This is a genomic window from Fulvivirga sediminis (genome assembly GCF_016757215.1).
GTDB classification, from domain to species: Bacteria; Bacteroidota; Bacteroidia; order Cytophagales; family Cyclobacteriaceae; genus Fulvivirga; species Fulvivirga sediminis.
The window spans coordinates 34068-54090 of record NZ_JAESIY010000017.1; the positions used below are offsets into that span (position 1 = coordinate 34068).

Below are 20023 nucleotides of genomic sequence, written 5' to 3' on the forward strand. Positions count from 1 at the left end.
AAGTTAGGGTTGTAACGAGACAAGGAAGTAGCCAAATCTACGTTTGCTGTGTCCTATTCTATTTTTAAGACCCTGTTTCAAAGATTTTCTTATTTTCTCTTATAAACTCTACAAACGTTTTGGGCTCAGACTTTGTAAGACGGTATACTTCTTTAGAGATGTCCAAAGCATGGCTTCTGGCTACTACTTCAGCAAATTGAACCACGGTGCCACTGGCAAACCAACTGGATACTCCGGAAAGCCTTAATAATGCGCGAAATGCCAGCTTAGGCAAGTTTACATATTTCACTTTCTTATCCAGGACTGTTGTAAATTGATCAGCGATTTCTTGCATATCAAGAGCTTCTGGTGCGGAGAGGTAATAGGTGGCCAGGCTGTGCTTATCTTCTGTTATAACGCAGAAAGCCACATTAGCAATATCATCAGTATGGATGTAGCCTACTTTACCCTTACCTGCTACCTGAGGCAGAAATCCTTTGGAAACAGGCTTGGCGGACGACAGGAAGTTTTGCATGAAGGCAGTTGGTTTTAGTATGGTCCAATCTATACCCGAATCGCGAAGATGATGGTCAATGATAGCATGAGACTTAGCCCATGGCACAGCAGATCTTACGTTAGCATCTGAAGCCGAAATTTTCACGATATATTTTATTCCTGATGCTTTGGCTGCATCAATGGCGCTCTTTTCCCATTTTATCATCTCAGGGTGGGGAGGAGTGAGTAAAAACAAACGCTCACAACCCTGCATCGCAATTTTCAGACTTTCGTAATCTTTAAAATTTCCTAAAACAGCTTTTATGCCTTCTTTTTCAAATTCTTTTATCTGTTCTTCCTTTCTGCACATGGCTCGAAAGGTATGTTTGTTCCCTGCAAGCAGTTGGCATAGTCTATGACCGATGCCACTGGTTGCTCCTGTTATTAATATCATAATTGATTTGAATTTTGGTTAAGTTTTGTGAATCTGGAGTACACCTATTTATCACTTGATTGTTTCATTCTCTGCATCCTCTTTGATGAGCTGGCCTGTGAGGCTTTCTAACCTCATTCCACTATTTACCATTTTGAGTTTTATATCATTAACCTGAACTCTGGCATTAAATAATGCAGTTTGCGTATCTCTGAGATCTAATGAGGTAGCCTGACCGTTACTGTAGCGTTCTTGTGTTCTGTTGAAGGTCTCTTCAAATGTATCCAAGTTGTCCATTTCACGCTCTAGCTGATTTCTCAGTATGGCCAGGGTATTGAGTTCTTGCAGTGCTTCCGTGGTTATCTGATCTTCAATGTCTTGCGAATAGATTTTCTGTGATTCAATGTTGATAGTAGCATTTTGAATCTCTCTTTTGGTTTTGCTACCATTGAAAATATTGTATTGTAACGATGCCCCAACGGTGTAGCCTCTATTTTGTAGTTCAGCCAATTGTTGCAGATCATTTTCCTGATAGGCATAACCATAGTTGGCAAAAACTTTGAGTTTTGGAAAAAGGTTGGATTGAGCTAAGCCCAATTGATCCTCTGCGATATTCACTCCCGATTGCGCCAGTTTGATATTAGGATTATTTTCTTTCACATTAGCAATTACCTGTTTTGGATCAGCTTCTTCTGGTAACAGATAGTTGATATTAACCCGATAGAGCGTGTCAAGAGGCAAACCAATCCATCGATTCAATTGCTTGATCCTATTGGTTTTGTTCAGCGCCACTTCGTCTAAAGAAGATTGGTCTTGGTTGAGATAGGTTTTGGCTTTGAGTATATCCAGACCAGTGGCTTGGCCAAATGCCTTACGATCTTCGATTTTTGCTAGTCTGTCAGTGGTAACCAGAATGGTCTCCTGCAATAATTCTTCCCGACTTTGCAGGCTGGCTATCTGCGTAAACATACCGGTTACAGCCACTATGGTCTCATTAATGGCTATTTCTTGTTTTAAATTTTCAAGTGTGCTTTTTTTCTTCAGAATGCTGTAGCTATACTTTCTGGCAAGTCCACTGATCACCACATAGTCGGCTTGGATAAGAACCGCAGCCTTTTTGGATTTCACGCCATCTTCATCAAAAGTCAAAACAGGCGGCTCGGGCTGGAAAGTCCTGATGGATAATTCCTGTGAGCTGCTGCTGTATTCTCCAGAGCCCATCAGGTTTACGGTTGGTAAGAAACCGGCATTACCTAAGTATACATTGTTTTGCGCCACTTCACTGTTATTGGCTTGCATCTGTAACTGTTTGTTGTTTTTCAAGGCCAGATCTACTGCTTGCTCCAGAGTGAGTACTTGGAGTGTCGGCTCCTCTGTAGAAACTTGCGCCTGACCTGTAACAGCAGTGGTAAGGGCCATCATAGCCACAGCTATAAATAATGAATAGGTATGTGTTACTTTTTTATGAAAGTTCATTTTTTTGATCTTTTACTTCAACATCAATAGAGGTAATGGTAGCATCTTGCTGTTTTCTGATTTTGGTGTAATACCAAAGCTTCATTCGATTGAAGGCCATAAAAACGGATGGCAAGAAGATTAATGTGAGCACCATGCCGAAAATGAGACCGTACGAAATAGCGATAGCTGTAGGCTTTAAAAATTGTGCACTTAGCGAGTTATTCAGCAGCAAAGGCACTAGTCCGAATACGGTAGTGATGGTGGTTAATACAATAGGTCTGAACCTCGATATAGCAGCATCTTTTAGGCTCTCTACCGAATTATGACCCACTTTAATGTTGTCATTATAAGTAGAAATAAGTACTAAGCCATTGTTAATGAGAATTCCCCAGAGGGCCACCATTCCTAATATTGAGAAAATACTCACGGGAATATTATGAATGAATGAGCCCCATGCCACACCAATAAAAGCGAAGGGGAGCATGAGTAAAATAGCCGCGGTTTTTGTTAAGGATCGGTAGTTAAGCAGTACAATGGTAATAATCAAAATAAAAACCACTATGGAGGGGCCTTGGCTACTGCCTTGGGTTTCTGCCGATAGCCGCGCTTCGCCCTCTAAGGTATACCGAATGTTAGGGTAGCGCTGCTTAATGTCTTTCAAAATGGTTTCTTCTGCATCGGCAATTACTGCGGGTACTGAAGTGAGCAGCGTGGCCACATCTGCTTCTACCCTGATTTCACGAATCCCGCTTTGATGATTGATTTCCCTTACGCCAGTTGCTTCTTCAAAAGTGGCTAGTTCTCCAATAGGATAGGAGCCACCCTCGGCAGTTCTGAGTCTTGCATCTTTCAGCTGAGCTAAGCTTTGCCTGTCGTCCGCATCATACCTAAGCCATACTTTTATTTCTTCATCTCCACGTTGTAAACTTTGGGCTTCCAGACCAAAAAATCCTTTTCTTATCTGATTGAAAACTACTCCTTCGTTCATGCCCAGGTAACGGGCTTTATCAGAAAGTGCCATTTCAAGTTCCGGGATTCCCTGCTTGTCCGTGTCTGTAATGTCTTTAAGGTCATCTCGGTCAGACAAGTACGCTCTAAGCATCTTCTTTGCTCCTCGAAGATCTTCAATATTAGAACCAAGGAGGGCAATGGATACGGGTTTACCAAAAATAGGGATGGTGCCGTACGCCAAGTTGGTCGCTTCTGGGATCGGTCCCACTTCTTCACGTATTTTATTGGCAATGTCAAAGCTGGTAACACCTCTTTCGTTGCCCTCCATCATATAAATATTGATCCTTCCCTGATCATTATTAGGTCCTACGATGCGTTCTGTATAGCGGATTACCTGTTGCTCATCATCGCGTTGGCTGGTATAGTATTCATTGACTTTCCAAACCGCTTTTTCTATTTTTTCCAGCTTTTTAGTGGTAATGGATCTGTCAGTCCCTAGTGGCAGCTCAATCTGAGCGGTGATTACATCCTGATCAAAGTTGGGAAAGAACGTGCCTTTGATGATACCGCTGCTTATCGAAACGATGGTCAGTGCCATGATAATGATTACTCCTATAATGCCTACTATCGGCTTGCTCAATACAAAATCTATAGTTTTGGCAAAATACTTATCGCGGAAGCTGATAAGAGAGTTGTTTGTTTTTTGGGTAAATTTCCACTGTCGGTCGTCTTTAGAAAGCGCCTTGGAGCGGGCCATGTGTATAGGTAATACAAAAACGGTTTCTAATAGGGCTACAAACAGGGTAGCACAAACTACAAATGAAATGTCGCTGAAATAATCTCCCAAGCGGCCATCCAGAAAGAAAAACAAGGAGAAAGCAATAACCGTAGTAGAAAGTGAAGCTACGATGGCAGGCACTACTTCCAATGTTCCGTTTAGGGCGGCCTTTAACGGAGAGGATCCATCAACATATTTTTGATAGATGTTTTCGGCTACCACTACGCCATCATCCACGATTACACCAAGCACTACAATCATTCCAAAAAGAGAAACCTGGTTGATGGTTAAATCATAAAAATAGGATAGGATGAACATGCCCAATATAGCCACCGGAATTTTAAAGGCTACCCAAAAAGCCACGCGAGGGTTAAGAAATAAACTTAAGACCAGCACCACTAGCAGCACCCCTTGCCAGCCGTTGTTCACCAAGGTGCCTATGGCCTGATCCAGCGCTACACTTTTGTCTTCAATAATTTTGGCCTGAATAGTTGAATGGGCCGCATTGAAGGTTTTAATATAGTTTCTGGCATATGCTGCATTATCCAAAATGTCTTCCTGATTTCTGCTGAAGAGGGTTAGAATCACTGCCTGCTCACCGTTCACGAATATCTGCCCGGGTTTATCGGCAAATTGATCTGCTACTGTAGCCACATCTGATAGCCGGATGATCTTACCATCAGGCGTGGTTTTAATGACAATGTCACTCAGTCCTTTAGCATTGTATGATCGGTTATTGAGACGCAAGAGTATATTCTGCTGACCTGTTTTGATCTCGCCACCAGAGGCTTTTATATTTTCCTGTTGGATGGCAGCACTCACCTCCTCAAAGGTTAGGTTAAAGGTCCTTAAATCATTTTCTCTAAAGCGAATTTCTATTTCCTCCTCAGGGTAGCCCGTGATAAAAACCTGCGAAATGAGCGGAGATATTAGCAGTTCATCTTGAATGTTTTTGGCATAATCCTTTAAATCTGACAGGCTGTTACTCCCTGTTACACCAATAGTCATGGTATAATTGTTGACTTCTTCTTTTACTATGACCGGCGTTTCTACTGGCTGGGGGAAAGTAGTAATCCTGTTAACCGCATTGGTAACATCTTGTAAGGCTTCGTTGGGGTCGGCATCATCTTCAATTTCTACACTCACAGTGGCAAAACTTTCGGTGGAGGTGGAAGTGACCCTTCTAATACCTTTGAGTCCGCGCAGGTTGTCTTCTATTTTATTCACCACATCCACTTCAAGCTCTTCTGGTGATGCTCCCCGGTAGACTGTAGTGATATTAATAAAGCTAACTGGTTCTGAAGGTAAAAAAGTAGAGCGCATCTGGATTACGGTGAGCATTCCTAAAACTATAATCAAACCAACAAATATGTTCGTGATCATCGGTTTTTGTATCAATTCTTTGATTATGTTTCTCATTTTACTTGCTGATTTTTAAACCTGATACCGGATTTTCAAATTTGTTCAGAATAAGCTGGTCACCTTGAGAAAAGCCGCGTACGATCAATGAATCAGGGAAATTGGCCAGTACCTCAAGTTTCCTTTTGGCGATAACACTATCTTGTAGGATGAGCACCGTGTTATCTCTTGCCAAAATATCTGTAGGGATGGTAAAAGCCTTTTCATAGGTATCTGCCTCTAGTTTGCCTTGCAGATAAGATCCTGATTTGATATTGCTTCCTTTTACTTTTAGGAATATGGGGATATTTTGAGTGCTATTATCCACTACAGCATTAATGCGCACTACTGTTGCTTTATAGACCTCATCATTTTCTGTATTTGAAAAAGGTATTTCTTGTCCTATTTGTAAAGCACTGGCGGTTTTAAAGCCCACTGCAGCTTCTATTTCAAAGTCATCAGCGCTTATGAAGGTGCCTAATGTTTGGCCGGGAGAAACTAGTCCTCCTATATCTGCCAAAGTAGAGGTGAGTACTCCATTGAAAGGCGCTCTGATTACATATTTTTTAAGACGTTCTTCCTGCGACTTGATGCTGTAATAGGAATTATAAACCTGACGTGAGGTTATGAAAAACTTTTCACTATCCGACTGTGTCTCCGGCAGTGGCGGTAAAACCTGACCACTATGATAAGAAGATACGTAGGCGAGCCATGCTTCATAATTATCTGGATAATCTGCCTTCAGATCTGGCATCATAGCGGTGAGCGTATTAAGAAATGCGCTTTTTTGGGCTTCCAGGTTGTAAGAATATTCGCGGCTCTCGATTCTCAGTAGTACTTCTCCTTTTTTAAAACTCGTGCCTGCCTTGAAGGACCTTGCTCCGGCCTGTAGCCTGCCTTGCACCTCAGCCGCCAATTGAACGGAATTAGCAGGAATAACGCGACCAGTAATGGGACCATAATTGGTAACATGGTTCAAATTGACTTCCTGCAGGTCGAGATCAGTATATCTAATGACTTTCACTGAGCTTTCAGATTGTGATTGACGCTGCTTTTGTTGCTCGGAATTTTTTTCACTACCACAGGAAATGAAAATCCCGGTTGATGATAGCATCGCGAGGAATAGTAATTTAATTTTCATATGTATTTAATTAATGACTGTTAGTCATTTTTATTTAAAAAAAACTTTAGTTAAACTACAATATATGCATGTGTGCTTTTGTCGCTATAAAGAGCTTTGACGCGTCTAAATTTTTCGAATTTTGAGACATACTTTATTTTTTGGTTTGATTATTACTAAACAACATACATAACTGACTAACAGTCATTTTTGTTTAATTTTTTTTTAGACCATTCCCTTTGTCATCATGTCCACGTATAATTGCATCATCTTATTTTGATCCAGTTCGTTGGAATTCTCTAGAAAAACCTTTTTAGCTTCTATAAACTGCATAACTCCCATGCAACTACCCCATATTACGTAGGTGCCATAGACTGAATCAATATCTTTTCTAATCACTCCGTTCTTCTTTTGGCTATCTAAATGATCAATAACAAACTGATTGATTTTATCACTTATCTTTTTATAGCCGTCCACCTCACTTCTGAATTCCGGCCGTTCCAAGTAGATGATTAAGTCGAAATATTCAGGATGATCTTGAGAAAAAGCATAACTGGCTAGTATAAATGCTTTGGTGTTTTCGATGCTGATCTCGCCAGGTCTCTGACTTAGCTTAAAATAATTAAGCAACAAACTCAACGCTTTGACACTGACTTCGGCTAAAATATCATCTTTGCTTACAAAGTATTTGTAGAAAGTTCCTTTAGCTATTCCCAGATAATCTACCACCTTATCGATCGTGAAATTTTTCACGCCGTTTTCTCGCAATATCAGATCTGCCGCACTGACTATTTGCTGGTTTCTTAAAGTGGCCTTGCTTTGATTTTTTTGTTCTTTCATTAAAATGACTGCTAGTCACTGCGAATTTATGAGTTGTCGTTTACTTTTCACAACTAACCTTAACTTTTTAATAAGCTTAGATAAATTTATCTATTCATATGGTTGTCTAGCATACTTAAATGTAATTTAGCATGTAAGATTTTGAACAGACCTCAGCTTGATGAATTGGAATGGATGATTTTAAAGATTTCATAAAAAGTAGGGTTTACATTAGTGAAACCGATCTCTCTACAATACTCTCAAGGTTTAAGCAGAAAGCGATTCGTAAAGGAGCTCTTTTATTGAGGAAGGGACAAATTGCTAATCAGTATTTCTATATAAAATCTGGAGGTCTACGACTCTATTATGGAGAATTTGACGAACAACATACCTCCTGGGTATTTTTTGCCAATGATTTTTTCACTGAAATTTCGAGCCTGCATGCACAAATACCTACTCGCTTTAACATTGAGGCTATAGAAACTACAGAGCTACTGGTGATCAGCAAGGCTGAAATGGATGAGCTTTATAAGCAGCTTCCGGTATGGCAAGAGTTTGGTAGGAAAATCTGGGAAGAGATGTGTATCAGGCAGGTAGACCAAAACCTGAATTATCAAACCTTATCCGCCAAACAGATCTATCTGAAATTACTCCAAAACTCTGATTTTGTTCAAAAAATACCAGTGAAGCAGTTAGCTTCCATTCTCGGTATTACTCCTAATGCCCTGAGTAGGATACGAAAAGAAATCAAGTGATTTCATTACCTACCATTTGGTAGTTTTTACAGGCCTTTTCCGCTCTACATTTGTGAAAATTAAAATTACAAATGATGAAAACTACGAATACATATTCCGATGAGGAGCTTATTAAGAAATGGCCTGGCTTTGTTAACAAATATGCTACAGTGAATGGTGTAGAGCTTCACTATGTAGTAGGAGGTTCAGGAGAACCACTAATCTGCTTACCAGGATGGCCACAAACATGGTACTCCTACCATCCGATTGCTCAGGAGCTGGCCAAATCATTTCAAGTGATAGTGGTCGACATCAGAGGCATGGGAAGCTCAGAGAAACCTGACTCTGGCTATGATAAGAAAACCATGGCCACTGATGTTTTAGCATTGATCAAACAACTCGGTCTGAAAAAAGCGCATATGATGGGCCATGATATTGGCGGCATGGTAGCCATGAGTTTCGCTTTCAACTATCCTGAATTCATTGAAAAGCTGATCGTTTTAGACGGAGCACACCCTAGTGAAGGCATGCTGCAAATGCCGCTCATACCAGCCCCAGGCACGTTTACCGAAAAAATGGATAGCCAGATGCCTTACGCGTGGTGGATGGGGTTTAACCAGGTGAAAAATCTACCTGAAAAGTTATTAGAAGGACGTTATCACTTGCTTCTGGACTACCTTTTTAAGTACGTGATGATCGATGATAGTAAAATGAGTGAATTTGATAGAGAAGTCTATGCTTCCGCCTATAACGAATCTACCAGTATCCGAGCTTCTAATTCCTGGTACCAAGCTTTTGCACAGGACATAGAAGATTCAAAAACCTATCAGCAACTGGATATGCCCGTATTAGGTATCGGCAGTTATGTAAGCTACAACTATATGAAGATGGGCTTGCCCTATGTAGCCAAAAACTTAGATGTGATAGGCATGATGGATAGCGGACATTACATGTACGAGGAACAGCCGGAGCCGGTAATTGATGCTGTGGTAAACTTCTTAATAGAAAAGAAAAATTAACGAATTATAAACGCAAGAATGAAAAAATCAATTTTAGTAGCAGGTGCTGCAGGTAATTTAGGTAATAGAATTTGTCGGGAGCTGGTAAAAAGAGAGGCTGCCGTAAGTGCCATCGTGCGCACATCGACTGATCCACTCAAAATAGAAGCTCTTAAAAAAATGGGAGTGGAAATTATAGAGGTGGATATGAGCAGCTCCGAGGAATTAACGAAAGCATGCCAAGGAAAAGAGGTCGTGGTTTCTGCAGTAGCGGGCCTGGCTGATGTGATTGTAGACTTACAGAAAAGGCTTTTGGACAGTGCCATACAGGCCAAGGTTCCGAGATTTATTCCTTCCGATTTTAGTACGGATTATAATGATTTAGTGCCCGGTGAAAATAGAAATTTTGATCTAAGAAGAGACTTTAAAGCCTATCTGGACAGCACTTCCATCAAAGCATCTTCGGTATTCAATGGTGCTTTTGCAGACATTCTCAAATACAGTACTCCGGCCTTAAACTTAAAGGACAGGAGCATTAGCTACTGGGGAGAGAAAGCCGACTGGAAACTGGACTTCACCACTATGGACGATACGGCTGCCTTCACTGCCGAAGTGGCACTGGACAATGATGCTCCGAGAAATTTACAGATCGCAAGTTTTCAGATCAGTCCTAACATGCTGTGGTCGGATGTAAAGGAAATAACAGGAGAGGAGTTCAGTCTTAGACGTCTATCAAGTATGGAGGATTTCGCAGCGTTTATCAAAAAACAAAGAGCTGATAACCCGGCCGGGGAAAACGAATTGTACGCGAAGTGGCAACAAAGCCAGTATATGTACTCTATGTTTTCAACACATCATCATCAGCTTGCTAATGGCCGTTATGAAAACTTAACATGGACTACTGGATTAGCGTATTTAAAGTCTTTTGTGAATAGGTAAGAGCTAAATAAAATCTAGTAATTGATACTGGTTTGACAATGGGGGTGTGATTTTGTGAGGTGATGTATTATTGCTACTACTGGTAAAGCCGATTAATAAAGCCTAGCTATATACCACTCTCATTGTCATTTCTACGATTCATTTCTCAATAACCAATTCTGTTTTTTCATGGCTGACAGAATGCATTTCTAAACTGCCTGGGGAGACTTGTGTTTTCGCCTAAAAAGTTTACTCAGCGCCCCCGTTGCCGCCATGCTGGGCATGGTGCTTTGATTACCACATCTCTTAATACAAGCAGACTACTTATCGTTTTTAAACTTTAAAAGTCTCACAAAATGCTCTGCCAATGGTATGAGCATATTAGCTTGGTATTACAAATGCCTGAGAAGAGGGGGCCGCAATGCATTCATGACATAGCTGGGATAAAAGCCTTCATTAGTCTCATATCTAATACTTGGATAGGTAATTTAATAACTTGGAATTCAATAATATAGAAGCCTCTTTTTGTTTATTAATTTTTTAGTATAATTTGTAATTAAAAACATAAAAATATATTTATATTAAATATTAATTTTTATTAATATATTTGATGCGTTAAATAAGTTGGCTTCTCGTATTGTGTATTTCTGTCCTAAAATTATAAAGAGCTCAGTATCTATTTTCTTTATCTTAAGAGTATAGAATCTTAAGAGTATAGATCAGTTCCAAAGGAGGTAATCAAAGAGACTTGTATAAATATTTCTAGTTACTCGAAAGGAATGAACAGTACATTAATTAAAAAAAATCATGAGTATTAGAAGAATTTTTTCGCTCGGTATTATTTTCTTGTTGTTTTTAAATTGTGAAAAAGACGATCACACCCCTGCAGAAAAAGAGGTAGTATTAACGATTACTTCCTTCAAATTTTTAGCTAAAGATAACGATGAGCTTACTGAAGATGTAGTAGCGCAGATAGATCAGGAGAAAAAGGAAATAACGGCCACTCTACCTCCCAATACAGATTTATCTGGATTAGTGCCTGATATCACTGTGTCTGAAGGAGCTATTCTTTTCCCAAGTCCCGGACCTAGGAATTTTAAAAGCCCGGTAGTATACAGTGTTCATCAAGATTTTGTTGAGGAGAGTGTAGATTATATCGTCAAAATTTCAACCATACCTAATGACGAAGCTAAAATTTATTCCTATAAGTTTTTCGCTAGTCAGAATGCAACAGCTAATTTAAAGACGGATGTAATAGGTACAATGAATGGTACTACTATCAATTTTGATTTTGGCAGTGAGGTGGACATCACCAGATTAGTTCCATATGTATACTTGTCACCTGGTGCTACCATATCGCCAGATATTGAACAGCCTCAAGATTTTACCACAGATGTCACCTACGAGGTTATTGCTGAAGACAAGGTGACTAAAACAGTGTATACTGTACATGCTACCAGAGAAAAAAGTAGTATTAACCTTATTTCCAGTTTTAAGTTTACCAATATTGATGGGGTAAGCTATACCGCTGCAATTTCAGGTGATAACATCAGCCTCCAACTTCCTGCAGGCACTGATCTCACCAGCCTAATACCGACCATAGAAATTGATAATAGAGCCACTGTTATGCCCGCAAGCGGAGTGGCCACAGATTTCAGTGATATCGTATCTTATGAAGTTACCGCCGAAGATGGTAGTAAGCGTACTTATGTTGCTAATATATCTGTGGAAAGGGTAGTAGAAGGAGATCGAGCTGTATTAGAGCAATTGTATAGAAATAATGAGGACGACAATCCTCCTGTTTACCTTGAATGGGATTTAAATGCCAAAGATATGAGCGATTGGAAGGGGGTAGTCTTGAAAGATGGTAGGGTATCCGAACTCGAAATAAGTGGGGGTATATACATGCATGATTTATCAGGAATTGGCCAGCTTTCCGAGCTTACAAAGCTGACGCTTAACAATAACGATATTAGCAGTCTACCTTCAGAAATCGATGAACTAAAAAAACTAAAAGAACTACATTTATGGTATAATAAACTAATAAGCCTGCCAAAAGAAATTGGAGATTTAGAGTCTCTGAAGAAATTGGATGTTAGTGCAAATAAACTTCGGGCTCTTCCGTCTGAATTGGGTAATCTCACTAATTTAAAATTTTTATATCTGGATCATAACGATCTGAGCACCATTCCTAAAGAGGTATGTGATATGCATTCAAAGTATGGTACCAATATCATGAAAGATGATAAGGCCCAGTGTGAACCTTGATGGTTATATAATCTTCAATAATCTCTTAGCGTGACTATTAAAAAAGCTCTTCTTGTAGATCGTTTTACTTCCTTCTGCGGTCAGAGCTTTTTTCTTACCAAACTCTAGTTGCCACCAGCGCGTGTAGCAACAGCAATACGCGTTCTTCCTAAGATGAGAAAAGCTTATTGGCCTCCTTGAAAACCTTCTGATAAATGATAAATTGGTCTATGACAGAGTGCTGGTGGTAGATAATTGGGAGCAAGCTCTACAAGACTTAAAAGGCTGGTTTGCCAACTATAAATCGGTTGGAGAAAGGGTATTAGATTGTTTTGAGGTTAGACGCTAATTTGCCGTATCAGAGACACTCGTGATCATTACATAGTTCGTAGCCAGAAAATACGAACAACTAGGGTTCAAAATGAGCTTTGAGACAGCCTGCCATTAGCGATAATATAACCTCAAATTCATTAAAGTAGATTTAAACTTGTCTTACTTAGATTTGGAAAAGTAAAATCATTACAATCCAACCAACTTTGTACAATCATTAAAATCAAAAATTATGAGTACAAAGAAAGTATGGTTTATTACTGGAGCCTCAAAAGGCTTAGGATTAATATTAACTAAAAAACTACTTACTGAAGGTTACCTTGTAGCGGCAACATCAAGAAGTAAGCAATCATTAATAAAAGAAATTGGCGAAGCAACCGAAAGTTTTTTACCACTTGAAATGAATTTGAATGACAACGCCAATGTTAAAAAAGCTATAAATGAAGTAGTAAATTATTTTGGCAGCATAGACGTTGTAGTAAATAACGCCGGTTACAGCCAAATAGGAACTTTAGAAGAGCTATCTGAAAAAGAAGTTGAGACCAACTTTAAAGTCAATGTATTTGGGTCTTTAAACGTTATTAGAAATGCTGCACCAATTCTACGCAATCAGAAGTCTGGTCATATTTTTAACATTTCATCCATTGGCGGTTTTGTTGGCAATTTTGCGGGCTTTGGTATTTATTGTTCTACAAAATTTGCCGTTGCAGGTTTTACAGAAGCATTGGCTGAAGAAATGAAACCTTTTGGAGTACACACTACTTTGGTGTATCCTGGCTATTTTAGAACCAACTTTTTATCTTCAGGTTCTATACAAACGCCTGCCAAACCTATTGATGATTATCAATCTGCTCGTGAAATGGAAAATGCCCATTTAAATGACATTAACGGTAATCAGCCTAACGACCCAGAAAAAGGTGCAGACGTATTAATTAAGTTAAGCGAGCAAAAGCAACCGCCAGTTCATTTCTTCATGGGAGAAGATGCTTATCAATATGCCAATTTAAAATTAAACGTCATTCAAGAAGCCCTAAAAGAAAATCAACCTTTAGGTACTTCAACAGGATTTTAGTAATGAAAAAATTATGCCCCATTCCACTACTCTGCTCATTGAGTGCTTAATTTCTGCCTGTTCTGTAAGAAAAACACAGCAATAAGGTATAAAGTACTGATACAGCAAAGCTTTACCAATATGCAAACTCAGAACGTAGTTTTTTTGATTCATTACCAAAAAGGTGTGGAGTGGATCGTAATAGTTTTAGTAACCTCTTATTCATGAATTTACATTGGCAAATCTATTGTAAAGGCACTTCGTTTTTAGATAATTAAGCATTCTCAAAATAAAAAATAGGTAAGCCAAATAATGAAAATTAAGAAGAAAAAAAGCTATAAATATCAGAGTATAGCAAAATAATTAAAGAGAAGTGGATAATAGCAAAACAGTATTAATAACAGTAGCTGGTTCAGGAATGGGATTAGCAACAGCTAAATTTCTTGTTAAAAATGGCTTTAATGTTTGGGCAGGAATTCGTGACCCAGAATCAACAAATATTGCAAAATCTAACACTTTACGTGATTATGCGAATAATCTGGATAAAGAAGTTCAGAAAACACGGCTTATGAAATAAACAAATTCGGCATAGAAACTAGTATCCTAATGCTTGGTGTTTTTATGGAAGGTACATCTCACTTTGCAACTGCAGAATTCCCAAAAGATAAAAGTCGTGATGAATCTTATCTTGAATTAAAAGATGATTTCGATAATTATGAAAAAGGTTAGAGAAACCTTTTCAGACAAGATGATGCACCTATAGAAGGGGTAGCTGAGAAAATATTAGAAATTATTCAACTACCTAAGGGAAAAAGACCATGAAGACCCACAATCGACTACTCTGATTACGGCGCAGAAGCTGTTAATGCTGTACGAGAAGCTATGACAAAAAGGGTTTTTGATATTATGGAGTATTCCCAATTACCAAAGGTTTCTATTAGCTAATAGAAAATAGTTTGAGAAAGAATTGGAAGCCTTAAGGGTAAACATTCTTACAATTATGATAGGACTGTCTGTATTTAATTGCAGAGAGTTCTCTCCTCATAAAACCTCTAAAATTTTAAAAAATGAATCAATGAAACATAAGGCAACTATAGAAGACGCTAAAGAATATATTGGAATGTGGGTAACCGAGGATGGAAAAATTCGCCACGAACTATTATCCAATAACCGTTATGACGAAGCAAGGGGAAACCGGGAAAGTGCCTACCAAGGTGATTATTGGGTGACTGGAAATCACATTGATTATAAAGACGATACAGGTTTTGCTGCAGATGGAGAATTTATAGATGGAATATTGTACCATGCAGGTATGATTTTATATAAAGAAAAATAATTACCTAAATTTAATTATGAAGAATACATTTCGCTTTACATCAATAAGTGAGTTTCACAATTATGGAAATCTGCCTAAACCAGAACATCCATTAATTAGTTTGGTAGATTACAGTAAAGTCAGCTATCCTACAGATACAAACGAAATTAAATGGATTCAGGAATTTTACTCCATTGGTTTAAAGCGAAATGTTAACCAAAAATTTAATTACGGGCAGCAGAAATATGATTTTGATGAAGGCGTTTTATCTTTTGTTGCCCCCAATCAAGTCCTAAAAATTGAAATTAATCAAAATATACAAGCCAAAGCATCAGGCTGGTTATTATTAATACACCCCGATTTTTTGTGGAATACTCAGTTGGCAAAAGTTATTAAAAAGTATGATTTTTTCGGTTATGCTGTCAATGAAGCACTGTTTCTTTCGGAAAAGGAAGAGCAAAATTTAGAGCAATTACTTAAAAATATTCAACAAGAATATCAGAGCAATATAGATGAGTTCAGCGAAAGCATCATTATATCACAAATTGAACTGTTTCTAAACTTTGCACAACGCTATTACGAACGACAATTCATCACTAGAAAAGTTAATAACCACCAAATTTTAATAAAATTAGAAGAACGATTAAACTATTATTTCAGTAACCAAGATAGCCTATATTCAGGAATACCAACGGTTACCCAAATAGCGGCCGATTTAAATCTTTCTCCCAATTACTTAAGTAATCTTTTAAAAGTAGTTAGCGGACAGAATACACAACAGCATATTCAAAATAAACTCATAGAAAAAGCCAAAGAAAAACTCTCTACAACTAATTTAAGCGTAAGTGAAATTGCCTTTGAATTGGGTTTTGAATACCCCGCATCTTTCAGCAAATTATTCAAAAACAAAACTCAACTATCACCAATTGAATTTAGAAAATCTTATAATTGAAAATCCTACAGCCAACAATGGGAGGATTGCTTAAAACTATAAAAATTTGTTGCTTAATACCGTGTCAGAGACACTATTGATCATTCTATAGTTCGTAGGCGCCGACTAAGAACAACTAGGGAAATAAGGCTAATAATAAAAGGATTTGTAAGCCAATACTTTACCAGCAAATTTTCAGCTGGCCCCGTTGGTTTCCATATGTCATTGTCTGAGCGCACTGTTTTCAACGAGTTCCATCACGGCTACAACTTTCTCCATATAAGATATTGGCCTGCGGGAGTCCGCAATCGCCTTAATACGAGGGGCAACAGATAATGCCTTTGTTCCACCCGAATCACGCCTCATAATTACACTTTCAAAACACCTGAGATTTAGTGGCAGGAAACGATTGAGATAATAATCGTGAATTATACGTTAATTTTTTGCGAGAATGATTAAATTAAGGTGTGTTACGTGGTGAGATGTTGAACTTTATTATTGGTTTGTAGATTTTTTTATGGATAGTTGGTTGTTTAAAAGTTATACTAATGAATTTAAAAACGGATGACTTGGTACCCTGAGTGACAAATCATTTTTAAATATCCTAAAATATTATCACGCTCATCAGTCAAAAATTTTACTGTTATGCTCATGAAAATTTTCATCAAAAGGAATAAAAGAAGAATGATATATTATTAATCAATTATTTACCTAAACCTTTAAAAAATGATAAAACGCAACTACTCAAACTACTCTCAAACTGCCTGCAAGGCAACAAACTATACCAGGTGGTATAAACGATGGCTTTATAGCCTTTTAATATTTTCGGCTTCCATAGTCGGATATGAGTCGCATGCACAAACAGATATTACTAATACTTATCTCTCAAATCCAGGGTTTGATATCAATTGTAATTATCTAGCGGGAAATTCCAATTCCATTTCCTCTTCAGCACCGCCATTAACTAATAATGTAAGTGGGTGGAATCTTGCCTCTGCCACTAGTTGGGGAGCCGTAGGTACCTTTGAATTTGGCTGGCAAGGCCTGTTGAATGGAAGTCAGGTGCCAGCCGCCGGTGCTAATGGCGCCAGTGGCTCAGGACAGGGGGCGCTCGGAACCACTATTGGTTGGGGAGGTGATATTGTCTACAGCCAGGCCGTTACCTTGCCAGCCGGATTATATGAAATGAAGGTGGTAAGCACTTTTGTGGGAGCCAATACCATTGCCGCTAACTTAACAGGCTGGGTGGCCAATGATGGCAGCAGTGCGTTATCTGATTTTACGTCTAGTTCCACCTCAGGAAACTGGACCACTACCACCATTTCGTTTCGTTTAACCAGCCAAACTGCTGGTAATATTCAGGTGGGAGTAAGAGGTGGAAATTCTGGAACCGGCTCTAACGCCAAGGTTTTTACCGATGAAGTAAAGCTGTACAGTCTTACTGTTACCAAAGTGGAATTACAGTCTCTGGTAGATCAGGCCAATACTATGATAGTCAAGCCTGAGCCTGTACCAGCAGGGTCAACGGTATATGCTGAACTGCAAGCAGAGTTGAATACTGCGCAGGCAGTTCTTAATAATGCATCAGCTGGAGCAGGTGATATTCTAAAGGCTGAGGACGCTATGAATGTTGCTATTTTGAAAGTGGAACAAGATGTTTACAGTGCTTCGCTTACCGTTTATGATAATTACAGTGCTACTATGCCCACCTTTAGTGATAGTGTAAAACTAACTGGTGTAGGCCAGATTACGCTGACCTCATCATCAGCCCCCATTGTAGGTGGTGTTATTGATTTTGCAACTACCGATACTTGGGTGTATTTCCCCAATATGGTTCCTTCCGCAGTGGTTAATGGGCCACTAGCTCATATGACAATAGAGGGTAAGGCTCCTGTTTTGGGGGATAATATTAGGGTAACTAATTACTTGGAAGGAGCCATGGTAATGGCGCACGCAAGTGACTATGCAGCATTAACGGTATACGCAGAAGGAAGTCAAACAGGTTCATCTATGGATTTGGTCATCAACCAGCATTATAAAACGGCTGAGCTTGGTGCTATGAATGATAATATTGAGTCTTTTATACTGAGAAGAGGCTATATGGCCACATTTGCAGCTAACGCCGATGGTACCGGAGGTAGCAGAGTGTACATAGCTGATGATACAGATGTGATTATAGACGAAATGCCAGAAGGGCTGGTAAATACTACTTCTATGGTGGTAGTAAGGCAATGGAGATGGACTACCAAAAAAGGATGGAGAGGTAGTGTAGCCGATGCTGACCGATTCAATTGTGGTTCATTTTATGATTACAATAATGCCGATTATGGTACTTTGGATAGGGAATATGTGCCTATGAGGCATAATCCTAATTGGAATTCTTATGATAACTTCCATGATAAATATTCATGTACGCACGCCTTGGGCTATAATGAGCCTGATAACTCGGTGGATGATGGCTTTAGCACTGTGGCAGATGCCATTGCTGCCTGGCCGGCTATGATGGAATCAGGTTTGAGATTGGGAGCACCTGCCACTACTGATGGTGGTTTATCCTGGACTTATGAATTTATGAATCAGGCAGATGCGCGAGGCTATCGTGTGGACTTTGTGGCATGGCATTTTTATAGGGCCAATCATACAGCACAGCAGCTTTATAATCAGTTATTAGCTGTTCATAACAATACTGGTCGCCCCATTTGGATTACCGAGTTTAACAATGGCTGCAACTGGACCTATAATGGTAACGAGCCTGGTGTGGATGAAAACGCTGAGGTGATTCAGGAATTCATTGCCATGCTGGAAGATGCTCCCTTTGTGGAGAGATATTATGTGTGGGATGGCTGCAATGAAACCTTAAGAATGACTAATTCAGGCACAGGGGAGTTGTACCCTGCAGGTGAGGCTTACAAAAACCAGGTGTCTACCATGGCCTATTCAGATGATTTTTATAATTCTCCCGTCACCAAAACCATCCAAGAAAATGAAGCAGGATTTTGCGGTGTAGATGGCACTATCGACACAGACTACGCTTACACAGGATCAGGAGCGGCCAACACTACCAACGAAGTAGGCAGCGGTATCGACTATAAAATCAATTTTATGGCCGATGGTACCGAAACACTTACCATTCGCTATGCTTCAGCCACTGATCGTCCTGGAAATATTTTGGTAAATGGTAGCGTGGTGGCCAGCCTGCCCTTTCTTTCTACCGGCGGCTTTGGCAATTATTTAGAGGCCTCTGTTAATATTCCGGTTCAGATAGGAACAACTGATATCAGAATAGAAGCTACTAGCGATGAGGGGCTAGGCAATGTAGACTATATAGAGATCACGGGCGGTTACCCTGCCAGCTGTGAGTCTAACCCGTCATATCCACTGATTATATCTGCCTCTGAAGAAGAGGAGGGGAACCCAGCTACTAATATACTTGATGGCAATGATGCCGATAATTCAAGATGGTCTGCATTCGGCTTTCCGCAAACCGTTATCATTGACTATGGCGAAATTAAAAGGATCACCGGAACGAGGGTTTCCACCTACCAGGATAGAGCCTATCAGTTCACTGTAGAGCTGTCTGATAATCTGTATTTCACTAATTCCTATGTGGTAGATCGTAGTAACAATACTAGCAACGCACAGCCAATTTCTGATAATTTTTCTGAAAAATCAGCTCGCTATGTTAGAATTACCATCACAGGAGCGTCCGGATATACAGGGACATGGTCGAGTCTTACAGAATTTGACATTGTGGAGAATTCCTCGAATACTACAGCTAAGTCTGGTAATGCCATGCTTGAAAATGCTGACAATGGCATGAAGATCTATCCTAATCCTGCTAGTGACGTGTTAAATGTCAATTTATCAGATGATTATAGCGGAGCAGAACTAAGCATCTATAATAATTTTGGGCGTATGGTTATGAAAAAAGATGCCCTTCAGGCAAAGGATCAAATTAATATTTCTGCACTACAAGCGGGTATATATTATATTAAAATCTCTCATCAAGGACGAGAAGAGAATTACAGCTTTATCAAGCAATAATTAGATCAAAGCTTTAAGCTAAAA

At 39.2% G+C, this 20023-nt stretch carries 14 protein-coding genes; 9 read left to right on the forward strand and 5 right to left on the reverse strand.

The window, feature by feature from the left end:
- Window positions 1-64 precede the first annotated feature (64 nt).
- The 5 genes from JL102_RS21720 to JL102_RS21740 all read right to left on the reverse strand — a co-directional run bounded on the left by JL102_RS21720 (window position 65) and on the right by JL102_RS21740 (window position 7452).
- The gene (locus tag JL102_RS21720) at window positions 65-928 is read right to left on the reverse strand and encodes an SDR family oxidoreductase (protein ID WP_202246576.1); all 864 of its coding nucleotides are present in this window, start codon (window positions 926-928) and stop codon (window positions 65-67) included.
- A 51-nt stretch (window positions 929-979) separates the two neighbouring features.
- Window positions 980-2383: a TolC family protein gene (locus JL102_RS21725; protein WP_202246577.1), complete on the reverse strand. Its 1404-nt coding sequence runs from the start codon at window positions 2381-2383 to the stop codon at window positions 980-982.
- Window positions 2370-5513, reverse strand: a complete 3144-nt coding sequence (locus JL102_RS21730) for an efflux RND transporter permease subunit (protein WP_202246578.1) — start codon at window positions 5511-5513, stop codon at window positions 2370-2372. Before JL102_RS21730 ends, JL102_RS21725 begins: the two co-directional genes overlap by 14 nt.
- Window position 5514: 1 nt before the next feature.
- Complete coding sequence (locus tag JL102_RS21735) at window positions 5515-6633, reverse strand: efflux RND transporter periplasmic adaptor subunit (RefSeq protein WP_202246579.1); 1119 nt, start codon at window positions 6631-6633, stop codon at window positions 5515-5517.
- Between the two features lie 204 nt (window positions 6634-6837).
- Complete coding sequence (locus tag JL102_RS21740; RefSeq protein WP_202246580.1) at window positions 6838-7452, reverse strand: TetR/AcrR family transcriptional regulator; 615 nt, start codon at window positions 7450-7452, stop codon at window positions 6838-6840.
- A 170-nt stretch (window positions 7453-7622) separates the two neighbouring features.
- On the opposite strand from JL102_RS21740, the gene JL102_RS21745 reads away from it, so the two are divergent.
- The 9 genes from JL102_RS21745 to JL102_RS21785 all read left to right on the forward strand — a co-directional run bounded on the left by JL102_RS21745 (window position 7623) and on the right by JL102_RS21785 (window position 19999).
- Entirely contained in the window at window positions 7623-8186 is a 564-nt protein-coding gene (locus JL102_RS21745) for a Crp/Fnr family transcriptional regulator (protein WP_202246581.1), read from the forward strand.
- Window positions 8187-8257: 71 nt separating this feature from the next.
- Entirely contained in the window at window positions 8258-9184 is a 927-nt protein-coding gene (locus JL102_RS21750) for an alpha/beta fold hydrolase (RefSeq protein ID WP_202246582.1), read from the forward strand.
- A gap of 18 nt (window positions 9185-9202) precedes the next feature.
- Entirely contained in the window at window positions 9203-10102 is a 900-nt protein-coding gene (locus JL102_RS21755; protein ID WP_202246583.1) for an NmrA family NAD(P)-binding protein, read from the forward strand.
- A 786-nt stretch (window positions 10103-10888) separates the two neighbouring features.
- Window positions 10889-12349: a DUF5018 domain-containing protein gene (locus JL102_RS21760; protein WP_202246584.1), complete on the forward strand. Its 1461-nt coding sequence runs from the start codon at window positions 10889-10891 to the stop codon at window positions 12347-12349.
- Between the two features lie 541 nt (window positions 12350-12890).
- The gene (locus tag JL102_RS21765) at window positions 12891-13730 is read left to right on the forward strand and encodes an SDR family oxidoreductase (protein WP_202246585.1); all 840 of its coding nucleotides are present in this window, start codon (window positions 12891-12893) and stop codon (window positions 13728-13730) included.
- Between the two features lie 352 nt (window positions 13731-14082).
- A complete protein-coding gene (locus tag JL102_RS21770) occupies window positions 14083-14286 on the forward strand; it encodes a hypothetical protein (protein ID WP_202246586.1) in 204 nt (67 codons plus the stop codon).
- A 423-nt stretch (window positions 14287-14709) separates the two neighbouring features.
- A complete protein-coding gene (locus JL102_RS21775) occupies window positions 14710-15045 on the forward strand; it encodes an Atu4866 domain-containing protein (protein ID WP_202246587.1) in 336 nt (111 codons plus the stop codon).
- Between the two features lie 16 nt (window positions 15046-15061).
- Window positions 15062-15976: a helix-turn-helix domain-containing protein gene (locus tag JL102_RS21780; protein ID WP_202246588.1), complete on the forward strand. Its 915-nt coding sequence runs from the start codon at window positions 15062-15064 to the stop codon at window positions 15974-15976.
- Between the two features lie 705 nt (window positions 15977-16681).
- Complete coding sequence (locus tag JL102_RS21785) at window positions 16682-19999, forward strand: glycosyl hydrolase (RefSeq protein WP_202246589.1); 3318 nt, start codon at window positions 16682-16684, stop codon at window positions 19997-19999.
- The last annotated feature ends 24 nt before the right edge of the window (window positions 20000-20023 follow it).

What these genes read in the sequence shown, in the direction of transcription:
- JL102_RS21780 (WP_202246588.1), top strand. Translation starts at nt 15,062, where the DNA reads ATGAAGAATACATTTCGCTTTACATCAATAAGTGAGTTTCACAATTAT.
- JL102_RS21765 (WP_202246585.1), top strand. Translation starts at nt 12,891, where the DNA reads ATGAGTACAAAGAAAGTATGGTTTATTACTGGAGCCTCAAAAGGCTTA.
- JL102_RS21735 (WP_202246579.1), bottom strand. Translation starts at nt 6,633, where the DNA reads ATGAAAATTAAATTACTATTCCTCGCGATGCTATCATCAACCGGGATT.
- JL102_RS21720 (WP_202246576.1), bottom strand. Translation starts at nt 928, where the DNA reads ATGATATTAATAACAGGAGCAACCAGTGGCATCGGTCATAGACTATGC.
- JL102_RS21740 (WP_202246580.1), bottom strand. Translation starts at nt 7,452, where the DNA reads ATGAAAGAACAAAAAAATCAAAGCAAGGCCACTTTAAGAAACCAGCAA.
- JL102_RS21745 (WP_202246581.1), top strand. Translation starts at nt 7,623, where the DNA reads ATGGATGATTTTAAAGATTTCATAAAAAGTAGGGTTTACATTAGTGAA.
- JL102_RS21785 (WP_202246589.1), top strand. Translation starts at nt 16,682, where the DNA reads ATGATAAAACGCAACTACTCAAACTACTCTCAAACTGCCTGCAAGGCA.
- JL102_RS21750 (WP_202246582.1), top strand. Translation starts at nt 8,258, where the DNA reads ATGATGAAAACTACGAATACATATTCCGATGAGGAGCTTATTAAGAAA.
- JL102_RS21725 (WP_202246577.1), bottom strand. Translation starts at nt 2,383, where the DNA reads ATGAACTTTCATAAAAAAGTAACACATACCTATTCATTATTTATAGCT.
- JL102_RS21760 (WP_202246584.1), top strand. Translation starts at nt 10,889, where the DNA reads ATGAGTATTAGAAGAATTTTTTCGCTCGGTATTATTTTCTTGTTGTTT.
- JL102_RS21730 (WP_202246578.1), bottom strand. Translation starts at nt 5,513, where the DNA reads ATGAGAAACATAATCAAAGAATTGATACAAAAACCGATGATCACGAAC.
- JL102_RS21775 (WP_202246587.1), top strand. Translation starts at nt 14,710, where the DNA reads ATGATAGGACTGTCTGTATTTAATTGCAGAGAGTTCTCTCCTCATAAA.
- JL102_RS21755 (WP_202246583.1), top strand. Translation starts at nt 9,203, where the DNA reads ATGAAAAAATCAATTTTAGTAGCAGGTGCTGCAGGTAATTTAGGTAAT.